Source organism: Rothia sp. HC945, assembly GCF_051370785.1.
Taxonomy (GTDB): Bacteria; Actinomycetota; Actinomycetes; order Actinomycetales; family Micrococcaceae; genus Rothia.
The window spans coordinates 48,322-62,665 of sequence record NZ_JBFCSN010000003.1 but is presented as its reverse complement, the minus strand read 5'-3'; the positions used below and the strand labels follow the sequence as shown (position 1 = coordinate 62,665).

11 protein-coding genes and 1 tRNA gene are annotated in these 14,344 nt (G+C 65.2%); 5 read left to right on the top strand and 7 right to left on the bottom strand.

The annotated features are described in order from the left end of the window. The first annotated feature begins 186 nt into the window (after window positions 1-186). Window positions 187-1,203 (top strand): 2-keto-3-deoxygluconate permease, encoded by a 1,017-nt coding sequence (locus tag AB0Y14_RS10305; protein ID WP_436589173.1) that lies wholly within the window; start codon window positions 187-189, stop codon window positions 1,201-1,203. Window positions 1,204-1,274: 71 nt separating this feature from the next. Next, a complete protein-coding gene (locus tag AB0Y14_RS10300) occupies window positions 1,275-2,288 on the top strand; it encodes a zinc-dependent alcohol dehydrogenase (RefSeq protein ID WP_436589172.1) in 1,014 nt (337 codons plus the stop codon). A 36-nt stretch (window positions 2,289-2,324) separates the two neighbouring features. On the opposite strand, the gene AB0Y14_RS10295 is transcribed toward AB0Y14_RS10300, so the two are convergent. Next, complete coding sequence (locus tag AB0Y14_RS10295) at window positions 2,325-3,101, bottom strand: IclR family transcriptional regulator (RefSeq protein WP_436589171.1); 777 nt, start codon at window positions 3,099-3,101, stop codon at window positions 2,325-2,327. Between the two features lie 79 nt (window positions 3,102-3,180). On the opposite strand from AB0Y14_RS10295, the gene asnB reads away from it, so the two are divergent. Continuing rightward, window positions 3,181-4,734, top strand: a complete 1,554-nt coding sequence (gene asnB / locus AB0Y14_RS10290; RefSeq protein ID WP_436589170.1) for an asparagine synthase (glutamine-hydrolyzing) — start codon at window positions 3,181-3,183, stop codon at window positions 4,732-4,734. A 23-nt stretch (window positions 4,735-4,757) separates the two neighbouring features. Here the strand turns inward: asnB and AB0Y14_RS10285 are convergent, their stop codons facing one another. Beyond that, on the bottom strand, window positions 4,758-5,525 hold the full coding sequence (locus tag AB0Y14_RS10285; RefSeq protein WP_436589169.1) for a response regulator: 768 nt from the start codon (window positions 5,523-5,525) through the stop codon (window positions 4,758-4,760). Then, on the bottom strand, window positions 5,522-6,973 hold the full coding sequence (locus AB0Y14_RS10280) for a sensor histidine kinase (protein WP_436589168.1): 1,452 nt from the start codon (window positions 6,971-6,973) through the stop codon (window positions 5,522-5,524). Before AB0Y14_RS10280 ends, AB0Y14_RS10285 begins: the two co-directional genes overlap by 4 nt. A gap of 96 nt (window positions 6,974-7,069) precedes the next feature. Here AB0Y14_RS10280 and AB0Y14_RS10275 point away from each other — a divergent pair, with 96 nt between their 5' ends. Continuing rightward, window positions 7,070-8,119, top strand: coding sequence for a CPBP family intramembrane glutamic endopeptidase (locus AB0Y14_RS10275; RefSeq protein WP_436589167.1), 1,050 nt, complete (start codon window positions 7,070-7,072; stop codon window positions 8,117-8,119). 101 nt (window positions 8,120-8,220) lie between these two features. Here AB0Y14_RS10275 and AB0Y14_RS10270 read toward each other — a convergent pair. Next, window positions 8,221-8,293, bottom strand: a tRNA-Lys gene (locus tag AB0Y14_RS10270). 217 nt (window positions 8,294-8,510) lie between these two features. Between AB0Y14_RS10270 and AB0Y14_RS10265 the strand changes: the two genes are divergently transcribed. Further along, window positions 8,511-9,212 (top strand): hypothetical protein, encoded by a 702-nt coding sequence (locus AB0Y14_RS10265; protein WP_436589166.1) that lies wholly within the window; start codon window positions 8,511-8,513, stop codon window positions 9,210-9,212. Window positions 9,213-9,248: 36 nt separating this feature from the next. Here the strand turns inward: AB0Y14_RS10265 and cls are convergent, their stop codons facing one another. The 3 genes from cls to AB0Y14_RS10250 all read right to left on the bottom strand — a co-directional run bounded on the left by cls (window position 9,249) and on the right by AB0Y14_RS10250 (window position 14,213). After that, window positions 9,249-10,655: a cardiolipin synthase gene (gene cls, locus AB0Y14_RS10260; protein WP_436589339.1), complete on the bottom strand. Its 1,407-nt coding sequence runs from the start codon at window positions 10,653-10,655 to the stop codon at window positions 9,249-9,251. 65 nt (window positions 10,656-10,720) lie between these two features. After that, window positions 10,721-11,704, bottom strand: a complete 984-nt coding sequence (locus AB0Y14_RS10255) for a hypothetical protein (RefSeq protein WP_436589165.1) — start codon at window positions 11,702-11,704, stop codon at window positions 10,721-10,723. A gap of 25 nt (window positions 11,705-11,729) precedes the next feature. Further along, window positions 11,730-14,213 (bottom strand): hypothetical protein, encoded by a 2,484-nt coding sequence (locus tag AB0Y14_RS10250; protein ID WP_436589164.1) that lies wholly within the window; start codon window positions 14,211-14,213, stop codon window positions 11,730-11,732. Window positions 14,214-14,344: the final 131 nt, after the last annotated feature.

The following is a 14,344-nucleotide window of genomic DNA, read 5'->3' as shown; positions in this document are numbered from 1 at the left end:
GAGTCGCGTCACCTTCTGCGGGGTGACCGGGTGGGTGGACCTGTGAAATCACTGGTGAGATCAATGAGGCCGACCCTTGACCATATGTTAGAAAATGTGAATACTTGTCGAACAGCTAACAGAACGAATCAGCATCGACGCAGTGCCGCGCGATTCGCTTGGCCCATCGGTACTCAAAGGAGAGCTATGAAAATCCTCGCGAGAGTCGAGAAGATACCGGGTGGGCTGATGATTGTGCCCCTGCTCCTGGGGGCGCTGCTGAATACCTTGGCTCCCGGCGCGCTGGAAATCGGTGGGTTCACCGAGGCGTTGTTCAAGGATGGTGCGATGGCGGTCATCGGCGTCTTCCTGGTGTGCATGGGGGCGCAGTTGCCTGTCCGCGCGGCCGCACCCGTCGCGGAGAAGGGATTCGCGATTCTCGTCGGCAAGCTATTGGCCGCAATCCTGGTCGGGATCGTCGCCGGCGTCTTCATGCCGGACGGCACGCTATGGACGCTGACGCCGCTCGCGATCGTCGCTGCCATGAGCAATTCGAATACGGGCCTCTACGCGGCTCTGACCCAGGAATTCGGGAACAAAACAGATCGAGGGGCCGTTGCGGTCATCTGCCTGAATGACGGCCCATTTCTCACGCTGCTCGTCCTCGGCGCGGCGGGCATGGCCAATATCCCGCTGTTGTCCTTCGTGGCCGTGCTGGCGCCAGTTTTTCTGGGGTTCGTTCTCGGGAACCTCGACCCGGATATCCGGGGGTTCCTGAAGAGTGGGGAAAAGCTCTTGATCCCGTTTTTCGCTTTCCCCCTCGGCGCGGGCATCAATTTCCGGGACATCGCGTCTGCGGGTCCCTCCGGAATTTTGCTCGGGTTCTTCACCCTGTTGCTCTCCGGTGGCTTCGCCGTTCTTCTGCTCTGGCTGGTTCAGGTGCTGTCCCGACGCCCCAGACCGCGCCGAAACCTCATTGCGGGAGTCGCCGAATCCTCCACGGCCGGAGCCGCCGTGGCAACACCAGCGGTCGTGGCCGCGGCCGACCCCTCCATGAGCTCCATCGTCGAGACGGCGACTGTGCAGGTCGCCGGGTCCGTGGTCATCACGGCACTACTCACCCCGGTGGTCACGGCCCTGTTCTACCGCTGGCAAATGAAACGCGGGATCGACCCCGCGCACGAATACGAAGATCCGGCTCTCAACGGGGTTGTGGGCGAGTGAAGGATTGTGCCCCGCTCGGCTCGAGTCCGGGCCTTCGCCCCGACCGCTTGAAGAAATGATGAGGAGAAGAAATGCGCGCTATTGAATTCGATCTCGAGGGAACGGCATCCGTGGTCGACATCCCGTATCCGAGCCCGGGGCCCGAGGACGTCGTGGTCCATGTGCTGTCGACCGGTTCGTGCGGTTCTGATCTTTCCGCGCTCCGCGGGACGCACCCGTTCAGGTTCCCGCCGCTCATCTCAGGGCACGAGGTGGGCGGCGTCGTCACGGAAGTGGGCGAGCAGGGCGACGACACCTTGGTCGGACAACGTGTCGTCGTCGAGCCTCAGCGTTTCTGCCGAACCTGCGAGTACTGCACGACGGGTCGACACAACTTGTGCCCGAAGAAACAGATGCTCGGAATAGCCGAATGGGACGGATCTTTCGCGGAATACGTCCGTGTGCCGTCGTACACCGTGTTGCCCGTTTCCGACCGCATACCGGATTACGCGCTGGCTCTCGTGGAGCCCCTGGCGGTTGCGGCCCACGCCGTGCGTCAGGTCCGGACCACGCCTGAGCAGGGGAGGCAGCCCAGCCACTTGGTGATGGGAGGCGGAACTATCGGCGCGCTGGTCACGGCCGTTCTCCAGCATGTTTCTCCCGGCCGGGTGACGGTCAGCGAACCGCGAGGGCAGAATTCCGACATGCTCAAGGCCATGGGAGCCTCAGACGTGCTTCAGCCGGACGCCGTCTCGGAAGGAGGGGAGCTGTTCGATACCGTTTTCGTGGCGGCAGGACACGCTCCGTTGGTCGCCGAAGCGGTCCGTCGGTGCGCCCCGGGAGGAACGGTGGTCCAGGTTGCCGTGTTCAATACGGAAGTCCCCGTCCCCGTCGGTGAACTCCAGGTCCAGGAGATCGCTTTCGTGGGTACCGCCATGTACACCCGAGAAGATTTCGACGTAGCTGCCGAGCTCCTGGCCGAGCGCCCGGACATCGCGGAACTCATGGTCACCGACCGGATGGACTTGGCCGAAGGAGCGGAGGCCATCACTCGAATGGCCTCCAACGGTCCCGGAACGACGATCAAACTCATCATGGAGCCGTAACCGACGGAGCCATACCCCGGAACAAGCCCACAGCGCTCAGTGGTCCGCCGAGACTTCGGTCGAGGAACCGATGGCCGCCGAGAGTTCGTCGGCCGCGGCGACCACCAGCGGGGCCGCCGCCTCGATGGTTGCTCGAGGCATGCGAAACGCGGGGGCCGAGACGTTGATGGCGGCGGCCACCTCTCCGCGGTGGTTGCGGACGGGTGCGGCAATCGCGACCAGCCCGGGCTCGGATTCTTCGCGGGCTACCGCGAAGCCCCGGGCACGCTCGCGTCGCAAGCGTCTGATCAGGGCCGGTATGTCCTGTGGCGCCGATCGGGTGCCGGGAAGCGGGTCGGCGTCGTCGCCAAGGACCGAGCGCAGGTCCGCTTCGTCCATGTCGACCATGAGCGCCCGTCCGGCGGAGGTGCAAGGCAGGGGAGAGGTTCGTCCGACCCACTCGTGGGCCTGGATGCCGCGTGAGGTTCTCTCGGTCAGCAGGGTCATGGCGCCGCGGCCGGACAGCACCGTGAGGTAGGCGGGCTCGCCGACGCCGCGCGCCAGTGACCTGAGCACCCGAGGCGCCTCACGCTGGAGCCTCTCGTCCCCAGCCGACGTCGCCAGCGCCAGGACCTGCCACCCGATGCCGTACCGAAGTGTCCGGGGGTCGCGCTCGATGAACCCCTCTTCCGCCAGGACCTTCAGCGTCCTGGAGACCTGGCTCTTTTCCTTGCCCATCTCGGTTGCCACCTCCTGGACTCCCAGGGGGCCTTCGCCGAGCATCCGAAGGATAGTCAGCGCCCGATGCACGCTGGAGAGATTGTCGCCGACCATGCGCACATTCTCGCACCATGCGTGCGTATACAGCAACCGGCGTTGTTCGTTCCGGCCGTGAGGTCCTACGGTCGAAACCATGTGCGGCATAGTGGGCGTCTTCAATGACGCAAAAAAATCGACGGCAGGCATCGACACGATGGGACAGCGGGCCCTCGACAAGCTCGCTCACCGGGGGCCGGACGACGTCGGGATCCAGCACGTCGGAGATACGGCGTGGTTGGGCCACCGTCGGCTCTCGATCGTCGACGTCGATAGTGGGCACCAGCCCCTGGGCGGAACGCGCGGTCCCTCCGACTGGGTCCTGGTGTGCAACGGGGAAATCTACAATCACCAGAGCCTCCGCGAAGAGATGCCGGGGGCATTCAACTCGCGTTCCGACTCCGCGGCCGCGCTCGCGGTCCTGCGAACCGGTGGTCCGGCCGCGCTGGAAAGCCTGCGCGGGATGTTCGCCCTCTGCGCGGCGACCGAGGACGGAGAGTTCGTGGCGGCGAGGGACGCCGTCGGCATCAAGCCCCTCTATTGGGCGCGCACCGAGGAAGGCACCGTCTTCGCTTCCGAACTCAAGGCCTTCGATCCCGAGGTGCAGCCACTGGTCGAGGTCTTCCCTCCAGGGTTCTGGTGGACCCCGCACGATGGGCTGCATCGTTTTGCCGAGGCGATTCCCGATCGGGAGGAAGACGGAATCGGGGCATCGGGCGAGGGCCAGGGCTGTTCGGACGAAGCCTTCGAGCAGGCCACCTTCGACGTCGTCGCGGACTCGGTGCGGAGACACCTCATGGCCGACGTCGAGGTCGGGGTCTTCCTTTCAGGCGGACTCGATTCTGGTCTGGTCGCGGCGATCGCGGCCGACCACTGTGCTCGTGAGGGCAGAACACTGAAAACCTTTGCGGTGGGAACGCGGACCTCTCCCGACCTGCTCGCGGCACGGGAGACCGCGGAATACCTGGGAACGGACCACCACGAGGAACTGCTGGACGAAGGCGCCGCTCGAGAAGCCCTGCCCGACGTCGTCGGGTCCATCGAATCCTTCGACGCGAGCCTGGTCCGCAGCGCTGTGCCCAACTGGTTCCTGTCCAAGATGACGTCCCGCCACGTCAAAGCCGTTCTCACGGGCGAGGGCGCGGACGAACTGTTCGCGGGGTACGGGTACTACCATGAGCAGTTCGCCGCGCCCGCGGAACTCCACGAGGAGTTGAGGCGCACCATCGAGGGATTGCACGGACTCAACCTTCAGAGGTGCGATCGGGTCACGATGGCCCACGGGCTGGAAGCCCGCGTGCCTTTCCTCGACCGCGATGTCATCGCGCATGCCATGTCCTTGCCGGCCCGTCTCAAGGGGCTCGAGAGCGACGGAATGGAAAAGGCCCACTTGCGCAGGGCATTCCGCGGGTGGCTCCCGGATCATCTTCTCTTCCGGCGCAAGGAACAATTCGGGACCGGCAGCGGAGCCCAAGGGATCCTCGACCGGGTTGGTCATGACATCGACGACGCCGAGTTCTCCGCGGAAACCGCGACACCCGGCGCCCCCGAGATCCGCAGCAAGGAAGAACTGGCCTACTACCGGATGTTCAGATCCGCTCTGCCCGAGGTTCGTCCTGACGCCGCCCTGACCCGATTCGCCGTCGCCTGAACGTTCACCGCGCCGTTCGCGAACTACCGTGGCCGGGAAGGAGAACGTCCCGGAAAGGGAGGACCTGTGCAGCACGCGTCGTCGATCTCCAGCACCTTCAGGGCCAGCTGCACGCGGTTGGTCACCTGGAGTTTCTCGAACAAGTGGGCCACATGAGTCTTCACCGTCGGCAGGGACAGAAACAAGGCGTCCCCGATGTCCGAGTTGGTCAGTCCCTGGGCGACGAGCCGGCCCACTTCCCACTCACGGGTAGTGAGCCCGTCAGGAGCATACGCCGAGTAGTGAGGCGCGGCGGGACCAGTTGGCTCGCCCGGGGGCTCCTGTACGGGATGGTCCGGCGTCTCCTCCGCCGCCAGCCGGACCAGGCGTTGCAACACGGTCGGGGAGAAACGGGAATCGCCCTGGGCGGCATCGTGGACGGCTTGGACCACCTGCTCGGGCGGCGAATCCTTGAGGAGGAAGGACACGGCCCCGGCGCGCAGCGCATCCAGCAAGAAGGTGTCGGTATCGAAGGCCGTCAGGACGACGACGCTTGCACGAACCCCAGCCTGTCCCAGGCGACGCGTCGCCTCGATTCCGTCCGTTCCCGGCATGCGAATGTCCATGAGCACGACGTCAGGGTCCAGCCGTTCGACCTGGTCGATCGCCTGTGCACCGTCGGCGGCTTCGCCAATCACGGACACGCCGTTCGCGCCGTCGATCATCAATCGCAGACCGGCTCTCATGAGTTTTTCGTCGTCCGCCACGAGGACGCGGACCCGTGACGGATCCGCAGCGCGGTCGTCGGTCACCAGGGGTTTCCTCCGTTCGAGGGCCAGGGCAAACGCACGTCGACAGTGAAGACCTCGGTCTCGGATGCCGGAACCGAATGCTCATCCGGGGACCACGTGCGCGGGCCGATGGTGCAGGTGCCACCGAGCAGATGCACGCGTTCGCGCAATCCGGTCAGGCCCATCCCAGTACCCAGAGCCTCTTCCTCCGGCCTGTGCGCTGGGGAACCGATGGGATTGCATGCGGTCAGCGTGAGCTCCTCCGCGCCGCCGTCCGAGGTCCGTCGGGCGATCCGTAGGTCCAGCGGCTGGCCGGGCGCGTGCTTGCGCGCGTTGGTCTGCACCTCGCGGAATATTCGCACGACGGCGACCGCGAGCGTCGAGCTCACAGCGTCAAGGTCGGCGGGCTTCAGGCCCTCCCACGTCAACGAGATGTCGTGACCTTCGGCGCGGGACTTGGTCACCTGTGCCACGAGGTCCGCGGCGGTGGGCAGGGGAGCCGCGTCCTCCCTCAACGCCGACAGCACATTGCGGAGTTCGGCGTTGGCGGACCGTGCCGCGTCCCGGATCAGCGCCGATGTCTCACGCATCCGGGACGGGGACATGTCCTCCCGGTAGCCGACGGCGCCGGCATGCAGCGCGATCAGGGACAGATGGTGGGAGAGGCTGTCGTGCATGTCGCGGGCGATCGAAGAACGCTGCTCGGCCTTCGCCTGCGCGACCAGGGCACGGTGCTCGCGTGCGAGCGCCTCGTGGCTCCGTTCGATCGCAGCGCGTTCTCGCTGGACGCTGACCGTCTGACGGCGCAACGACTCGATGAGGGCCATGCGGGTTCCCCTGACCCGTCCGATCAAAAGAGACACGGTCGCGAAGATAGCGCCCGCCGCCAGGTCGACCCACGGCGTGGGCGGCTCACTGGGGCCGGCCCACTGGTAGACGAATCCGGAGACCAGCGCACCACTCGCGCAGAGCACGACGCCGCAGGCATCGGTGCGCCAGTCGCGCCGGGTCCCGACGCGGTAGAGCCCGACGGCAACAGCCGGAATCGAGGACCCACTGATCGCAGACGGTAGGACCAGCACCAGGTTCCAGAGTCCCGCCCTGCGCAGCGGACCCGAGACGGCGTTGGCGAGCGCGCCGAGACCAAGATCCAGTGCCAGAACCAGGCCGGCTCGGTCCGGGAGCTGATTGTCGTTCTGTTCGAGGGTCAATCCGAAGAACAGCATGAATATCAGGGCGCCGACGGCAAGGCAGATCACGGAGCAGAAAGCCATGCGCGCGATCTCGCGGAGTGCCCGGAGCGTCGGGTTCCGGCGGGGCGCTTGTTCTTCGACGGCGTTGTGGTCCGTGCCGCCGGTCGGTGCCCTGCGCTCGTGTGCGCCGGTGTATCCGCCCGCGTCCGGGGCGTCCGCACACAACTCCGGGGAGCCCGTGCGCAGGGGGATGCTCGGGGCATGTGGTTCTGTCATCACCTCTCATTGTAGAAAAGGGCATTGTCCACGGCATCAGCCGAAAGCATGAGATCGGGAAGTCCGGGACAGCGGGGCAATCGATACTTTCGTTCGATGCGTGAGGAGCCCGCGGAATTCGATGATGGAATCATGATTGCTTCCCCGACCTGTTCCACGTACATCGACAATCCGCCCGAGCCGTTGCCGTATCACAGGATGGCGCGGTTGACGCCCCGGACCCGCAAGTGGTGGCAACCGCTGCTCGTCATGCTTCTGGCGGCGGGTCTCATCGGCGCTTTCTTCGCGGTCTCTCTGGTGGTGACGGTCCTCTTCGGCATCTTGCCTGGGATGCCCGAACCGACCGTTGACATGGAAGACCCACGCAATCCGGTGGACATGTTCGCGACTTTGGGGATGTTGGCGATCGGGGTACCGGCTGTCGCCCTGGCCTTTCGGTGGGCCGGGGGACGCCGAAGGGAGACGGCCGGAACCTTGCACAGCGTCGTCGGACGCTTCCGCTGGTCCCTGATGGGCCGGGCCGCACTGGTGGTGGTCCCCGTGTTCCTGGTGGCGAACGTGGGCGGATTCTTTCTTCTGCCCCCGCCTGATCTCTCCATTCCCCGTGGGGGCCTCTCACTGGTGTTGGTGTACGTGGTGATTCTTGCGGTGACGCCGTTGCAATGTGCGGCCGAAGAATATGTTTTCCGCGCCCTGCCCCAGCAGGTGCTGGGCACCTGGTTGCGTCTGCCTGTGTGGGGGATTCTGCTGCCCGTTCCGCTGTTCGTGGCCGGGCACGGGTATTCCTGGGTCGGTCAGATCGATATTGCCGTCTTCGCTGTGTGCACGGGACTGCTCGTGTGGAAGACCGGTGGAGTTGAGTTGTCGATCCTGGTCCACGCCGCCAACAACGGGACATTGTTCCTGGTGGCACCGTTCAGCCCCAGCTCGATGCATCAGGGGGGACACCAGCCCGCTCGAGCTGTTGTTCAGCATGCCGCCGCTGGTCCTGACGACGTTCGGCCTGATCTGGTGGGTCTCGCGCCGAGATGGATTGCGGCTCCTGGAGCCGGTGCGAGGCAGGGGCAGGCTGACCCCTCGTACCGTGACGAGCACGATGCTCGACCGGAGCGACGCCGCCGCGGGGATTCCAGCATGATCTCCTGAGGAGCCGGGGGGTCCCGTCCGCGAGACGAGGGCGGCGTCGAGCGGCCCAAACGGAAGGAATCCCGCCCCGGCCGAAGCCGGAACGGGATTCCTTGAAGCGGTGCGCCCTGTGGGGCTCGAACCCACGACCCACGGATTAAAAGTCCGATGCTCTACCAACTGAGCTAAAGGCGCCCACCCGAGCCCGGCGCGGTCAACCCGCGCTCAACTCAAGCTCACCCAGTCTACAACACCCATCGGCATGGTTCGAACTGCTCGGAGACGAATCAACGGCCCTCCAGGGCCAACGCCCGCGGCACGATCGGAGGAAGGGGCGGCCGGGGGTTTCCGCTCCGCGAACCCGTGAGACATGGCACGGTCTGGGCCTGGGGCCTGAGCCTAGACTGGGCGCATGCCAGCATCGAGCCAGCCGTCACGGCATCACAGTCCCGTCAAATTCTCCCCGGGGATGTTCGAACACATCGACGGGGGCATGAACCCTGAGGTCGTCTCCCAGGCGGCGCATTCCTCCGCGTGGGCGCTGTTGACGCAGGGCCGGGCCAACAGCGATCCGTCCGTGACCGCGCGGCTCGTCGAATTCACCGACCACTACGGGCTCGAGGCCATCGCCGAGATGTGGGCCGAAGCGCCCGGGGTTTCGCTCCCCGGGGCCCTCTGGCGGATCTACGCACTGCGCGACGCCGTCCGCCAGAACCCGGAGGCCATCAGCCGCCACTACCACTTGGGCCAAGAAAACGCCCAGGTGTCTCGCGTGGTGGCCGGCGTCGCGGACCCGCCCGCGGCTGATGAGGTGTGCCGCACGATCGATGCCATTCTCACCGGTGCCTACACCGGGGAGTTCGACGTCGCCCTCGAGCGTTTCGCCGCGTTCTGTCGCGTCGTCGCCCTGGGCCAGGCTGTGGCGGCGGACCGGGCCGACGTCGCCGTTGAGGCTGTTGGCGCGGAGGCCCACCAGCGGGCCGGGGAATTCGTCTCGACGCCGGGTTCCACCGCACGGGGAAACCACCTGACCAAGGCGGCGCGTCGACTCATCACCACCGCCGAGGAGCTCGAGGCCGCAGCGAGTGCCTGGAGGCACAACCAACTCGACTGAACGCCTCGCTCGCCCGAAGCCCCCGGCGTATCCGAGTCAGAGCAGCCCCGAGGTCAACCGGCAGACGTTTTCGAGCGCTTTCATGCGCAAGGGGCGCTGACGCCACTCGTCGTAGTTGATGGCGAAACTGGTCTCGAGATATTCATCGGCGATCTCTTCGAGCTGGCCGGTGATCTCCTTGTCCAGGATCAACAGTGACACCTCGAGGTTCAGGGCGAAGGACCTCTGGTCCATGTTGGAGGAGCCGATGAAGGAGACATCGTCGTCGATCAGCATGAACTTCGAATGCAGGACCGTCGGCGCGGGGTACAGGTGAATGTTGATCCCGTTCTCCAACAAGGCCTCGTAGTAAGAACGTTGCCCGAAGTGCGGGAAGAACTGGTCGCCCTTCTCGCACACGATCACATGGATTTCGACTCCGGCCTGGGCGGCCGTGGTGAGGGCCATCTTCAGTGAGTCGTCCGGGACGAAATACGGGCTGCAAATGACGATCCGTCGCTCGGCGTTGTAGATCAGGTGATTGATCAGGCGAAGGTTGTTCTCCGTCTCGAACCCCGGCCCAGAGGGGACCACTTGCGCCCGCACCCCCGAATCGACGGCGGGCAGATCCTGGTCCACCTCGTCCAACAGAAGGTCGCCGGTCTCCGAATACCAATCGGAAATAAACAGGGCATTGAGCTCGTCGACCATCGGCCCCTCGACCCGGAGCATGAGGTCTTTCCACGCGAGTTTCTTCCTGAGGTTGGCGCGCTTGTTGTAGGACCGGTCGATAATGTTCTGGGAACCGGAGAAGGCGACGTCGCCGTCGATCACTAGAATTTTGCGGTGGTTTCGGAGGTCGGGCCGCTGATATTCGCCGCGCCAGGGGCGGATGGGCAGGGAACGCCGCCATGAGATGCCCGAATCGTTCAACATCTTGACCAACCGGCTGTACCCCGGGTAGCCCGCCGACCCCAGCTGGTCCACCATGATGTGGACCTTCACACCCCGTCGGTGCGCGCGGAACAGGGAATCCAGCAAGGGTGCGCTCGTGGCGTCGTACGCGACGATGTAGAACTCGAAGTGCACGTACTCCTGGGCCTTGTCGACTTCCTCCGCCATGAGGTTCATGGCCTCGTGGTTGTCGCGAATGAATTTCAGGTGGTTGCCGCCGGCCATGGGCAGCGAACCCAGCTTGTAGTTCAGTTTTGCGGCCGCGATATCCGGTTCTCGCAATCCGGTCGCGTCACCCAGAATCGGTTGGTCCCCGATCTGTTCCCGGATGATTTCGTTCATGTGCGTTTGGCGCTCGCGACGACCACGCGGCAAATACGTCGAGCCAATGACCAAGAAAGCCACGATTCCCACATACGGAATCAGGAAAATTGCCATGAGCCATCCCAGGGCCACAGACGGCTTCCGGTTGTACGGAATCCAGCAAATGGCGACGACGCGAATCAACATATCGATGACTACGAGCGTCGTATCCGCCCACGTTGGCAAACCGGGGATGTTCAGGAGCGAGTAGGTCACGGGCCAAGTCTACGGGAGGAGGGGGTGGTGTCGTCTCGGTCCCAGGGGATCAGGCCGCCATCCTCTCGGCCATCATCGGAGGCGGACGGCCTGGTCGGACGAGGGCTGTTCGCCCGGGAGGATCCCCTGGAACCCGGCGTTTGCCCGCGATGCCGGGAGTAGGACGTCAGGGCAACCACGAGAAGCAGGACCACGCACGCTGTGACGATTCCGATATTGATCCATATATTGTTAACGTCAAGATTCGCGTACGGAGGACTCTGCCCGGTGGCATTCTCTCCAGACGGAAAGTAATTGCCGGGAAATCCATTGATGAATACATTGGTGGCCTCCGGTCGCCCGAACTCGAGGCCAGAGCGGAAAACCGTCCCACGAATCCACGGCAAGGGAACGAAAGTTGCGTACCGCTGGATTCTGTCGACGACGACGTAAACGGCCCATGCCCCCAAGGCATACAGCCACCATCGATGTACGCGGGACATCCCGAGCGCGATCGCCGCCAACAACGCGCAGAAAGTTGCGACTCCGACCGCCGCTTCGAGCCCATAGAACAAGGCCGTCCGAGTCAGCTCACCCGCCGGGGGCGTGTGTGGCCGATGCACGGAGGCGATGACCACCTGTCCGGCCTGGATGAGCCCCATGATCAGGCACGTCTGGATGGTGGGTGAAATGGTCCGTGATATACGTCTGGGCAGGCTCGCATCGGGAGCGGCGGAGGAAGCTGGCCGGATGGCCGTCAGGATCAGGAAACCGGTGTACACCAGAAGAACAGTCCACGTCACGAAGACGATCTCCGGGGTCACGGATCGCAACCAGGGGGCGGAGACGGACTGCGCGCCTGAGAACCGGTTCAGGATTCCCGGGGTCCAGATCACCAGCATGCCCGCGAAATACAGCGGCAAATGGCTCAGCACGGACCTCAGCGGTCGGGGCGCATCCTCGCTGAGGGCCCGCAGATACGGCTGGCCGTTCTTGTCCATGAATAGTCCTCGCGTCGCGGTCGGTTCAGCCAGAATATCGTGACGTCGCCACGGCTAGGCCATAGGCGCTCGTGCGCGCCGGAGCCCAACCTTCGGAACACGAGTGGGTCCGCGCGAGAGAGAGCTGCACCCCCTCAGGAGGCGCCGTGTAGGGAGGTCGGGCTTCGGGCGAGCCCTCGGCGGCGTCCTGAGGACCCGCCATCAGAATCGCTCGGTGTGCGTGCAGCAAGCCGGCGTAGGCAACGCCCGGCCGCAATCGGTCGGCGTCGGCATACACGACCCAACCCAGTCGGTGCTCTCCCAAACTCCGGCAGACCCCGGGAAGATGCTCGGAAGCGACTCCGATCTGTGGGAACACGAGGCCGAGCACTTGCCAGGCGGAAAGGACGGCGGACGGATCTGTGCACGGGCGGCCATTCAGAAGGTCCCGGGCGGCCAGAAGTCCCGTGCGGAACTCCTCCGGCAGGCCCTGGATAGCCATCGAATGCATGCGCAGCGCGGCCTGGAACGCGTCGTAGCGGGCCTTCTGGACCTGCTCGTCCAGCCACGGAGCGGGGGCTCCTTCTTCCTGCCAGTCCCCGGCCAGCCACTCCTGGTCGACGGCGTGGTCAGGATGGGGGTAACTCGCGAGCTCCTCCCGAAGAGAGCGCACCGATTCCTTGTTGTCCCGCAGGTCGTCCCGCAACGCCTCGTGGGCTGCCCGCAACTGGCGGAGTTCTCGGTGCACCCGGTCGACCTTTGCCTGCGCTGATTCTTCGCCCGCCTGGGCGAGGCTTTGATCCCGACGCAATTGAGCCAGCCTCTCGCGCCAAGGGATGCGGTTTCGACCGAACGTTGCCAGCCGGGCGATCATGCGAGGTTCGTCCCTCAGATGGGCCGCTATCGCATCGCTGTACTCCATCGACTTGGCCCGGGCGGCCTGGTGGGACCGGCTGAGCCCGGCCAACTCGTCCTCTTTCTCCTCGATACCGGAGGTCGACTCGGCGAGCGCCTCAGCGATGTCCGTCACCACGTGTTCGTTGCGCAAGAGCATCGGGACGACCTCGTGGAACCTCTGCCTTTCCGCGAGCAGGGACTTGACCCTCTCCACGTTCTCCAGGACGGTCCTGGCGGTCTCGTCCCAGGTCTCGTAGTCCTCGGGGCCCATGGTCGGGGAGACGTGGTTCAAGGTGTTGAGAACCATGTCGATCGCCCGGACGGCGTCCACGGTCTGCCCGTCGGCGAAGCCTTGGTAGGGGCTCAGAGCGCTCATGCCGGGAAGGATGCGCACATGCACCGAGGAGCCCGCTTCAGATTCGGACGTGGGCCGCAACGGCGACGACCGGACGAATTCGGATCCGGTCAGGTCCGGGTGAAGAGCGAAAAGGTGCCGGCCCGAGGACCAGCTCAGGGCTTCGGGATCGAACAGCTCCGCCGGGTCGGGGATCTCCGCCATCGCGACCGCCCTCCGAGTCACAAGACCCGCGACGACGTCGTCGGCCCATTCGGGTTCCGGCGCCCCAGCCGCGGTGCTGCGAGGACAGGTCCACAGCCCTTCGGACTCCGCGAGTTCGTTGAGGGAGGCATTGATGGCGAACTGCGTGGACACCGACGGGCGGCTGAGGTGGAAGGTTCCTTCCGGAACCATCCGGGGTGCCACCGCATAGTAGAGGGCTTCCCTGGAATCCTGGACGTGTTCGAAGGGTTCCGCGGCGTCGACGCCCAGCAGTCCAGCGGCCGCCTGCCGGAATCGGGTCGTCTCCGTAGCGAGATCCAGATCCTTCGCCGCCGGGTGATTGAGCTGGGACATGTCCCCGGCGGAGCTCGGCGGGGGTCCCAGAATGCTGCGAATGCGCACGGGAAGATTTTTGGCCTGGTCGGGGAACACCTCCGGGATTCCCAGAAAGTCTCTGGTGTATCGGACGGCCGTCACGATGTCGGAGCGTTCGAGCAGACGCCGGCGCGGACGATCGGGGTGACGCCGGCCGGTCTCGTCGATGATGGGCCGGGGCGTCTCCGCGCGCGGGCCGTTCGCCCGAATTCCGCGCATCCGGACCCCGTGTTCGGCCCACGTGCGAATCAGACCGTCTCGCCAGTCTCGCGCGGCCTCGGCATAGGTTTCGGGCAGATCCGTTGTCCCGGTTCCCGTCCCCGCGGCGGCGGCGGCCCACGCGGTTCTCGAGAGCTCGAGCGAGTCCGGGAGAAGCTGACCGTCTTCCGAAACTGACCCGGCAAAGAGCGCGGTCAGCTCGGTGCGTCCCATCGTCTCCGCCGGGGCGAACCCGGCGTATTCGAGCAGCCGTCGATACCTGACCAGGCCGGCGAATACCGTGTGGTGCCACGAGCGGTCCCGCGCGGAGCTCGAATGGCCCGTACCGGGCTCCCACGGCATGTAGTGGCCGGAAAGGTAGTCCTTGACCGTGATAGACCGGCTGGACGCGCCCGGTGACGGGAGAACCCGGGGGCTGAGCTGGGCCACGGAACGCCACAGCTCGATCGGGTCATCGTGAATACGGGTCCGCGCGGTCATACAAACTAAGTTACAAGCCACGGGTGGTGGCTCGAGTCAGGGGGTTTAGTATTAAGCAAGGTGTGGCTTGTCAGCCACCGTACGGGCACCGGCTCTTCTCTCGTGCCGAGGGAATCCGGCTCGGGGTCGCC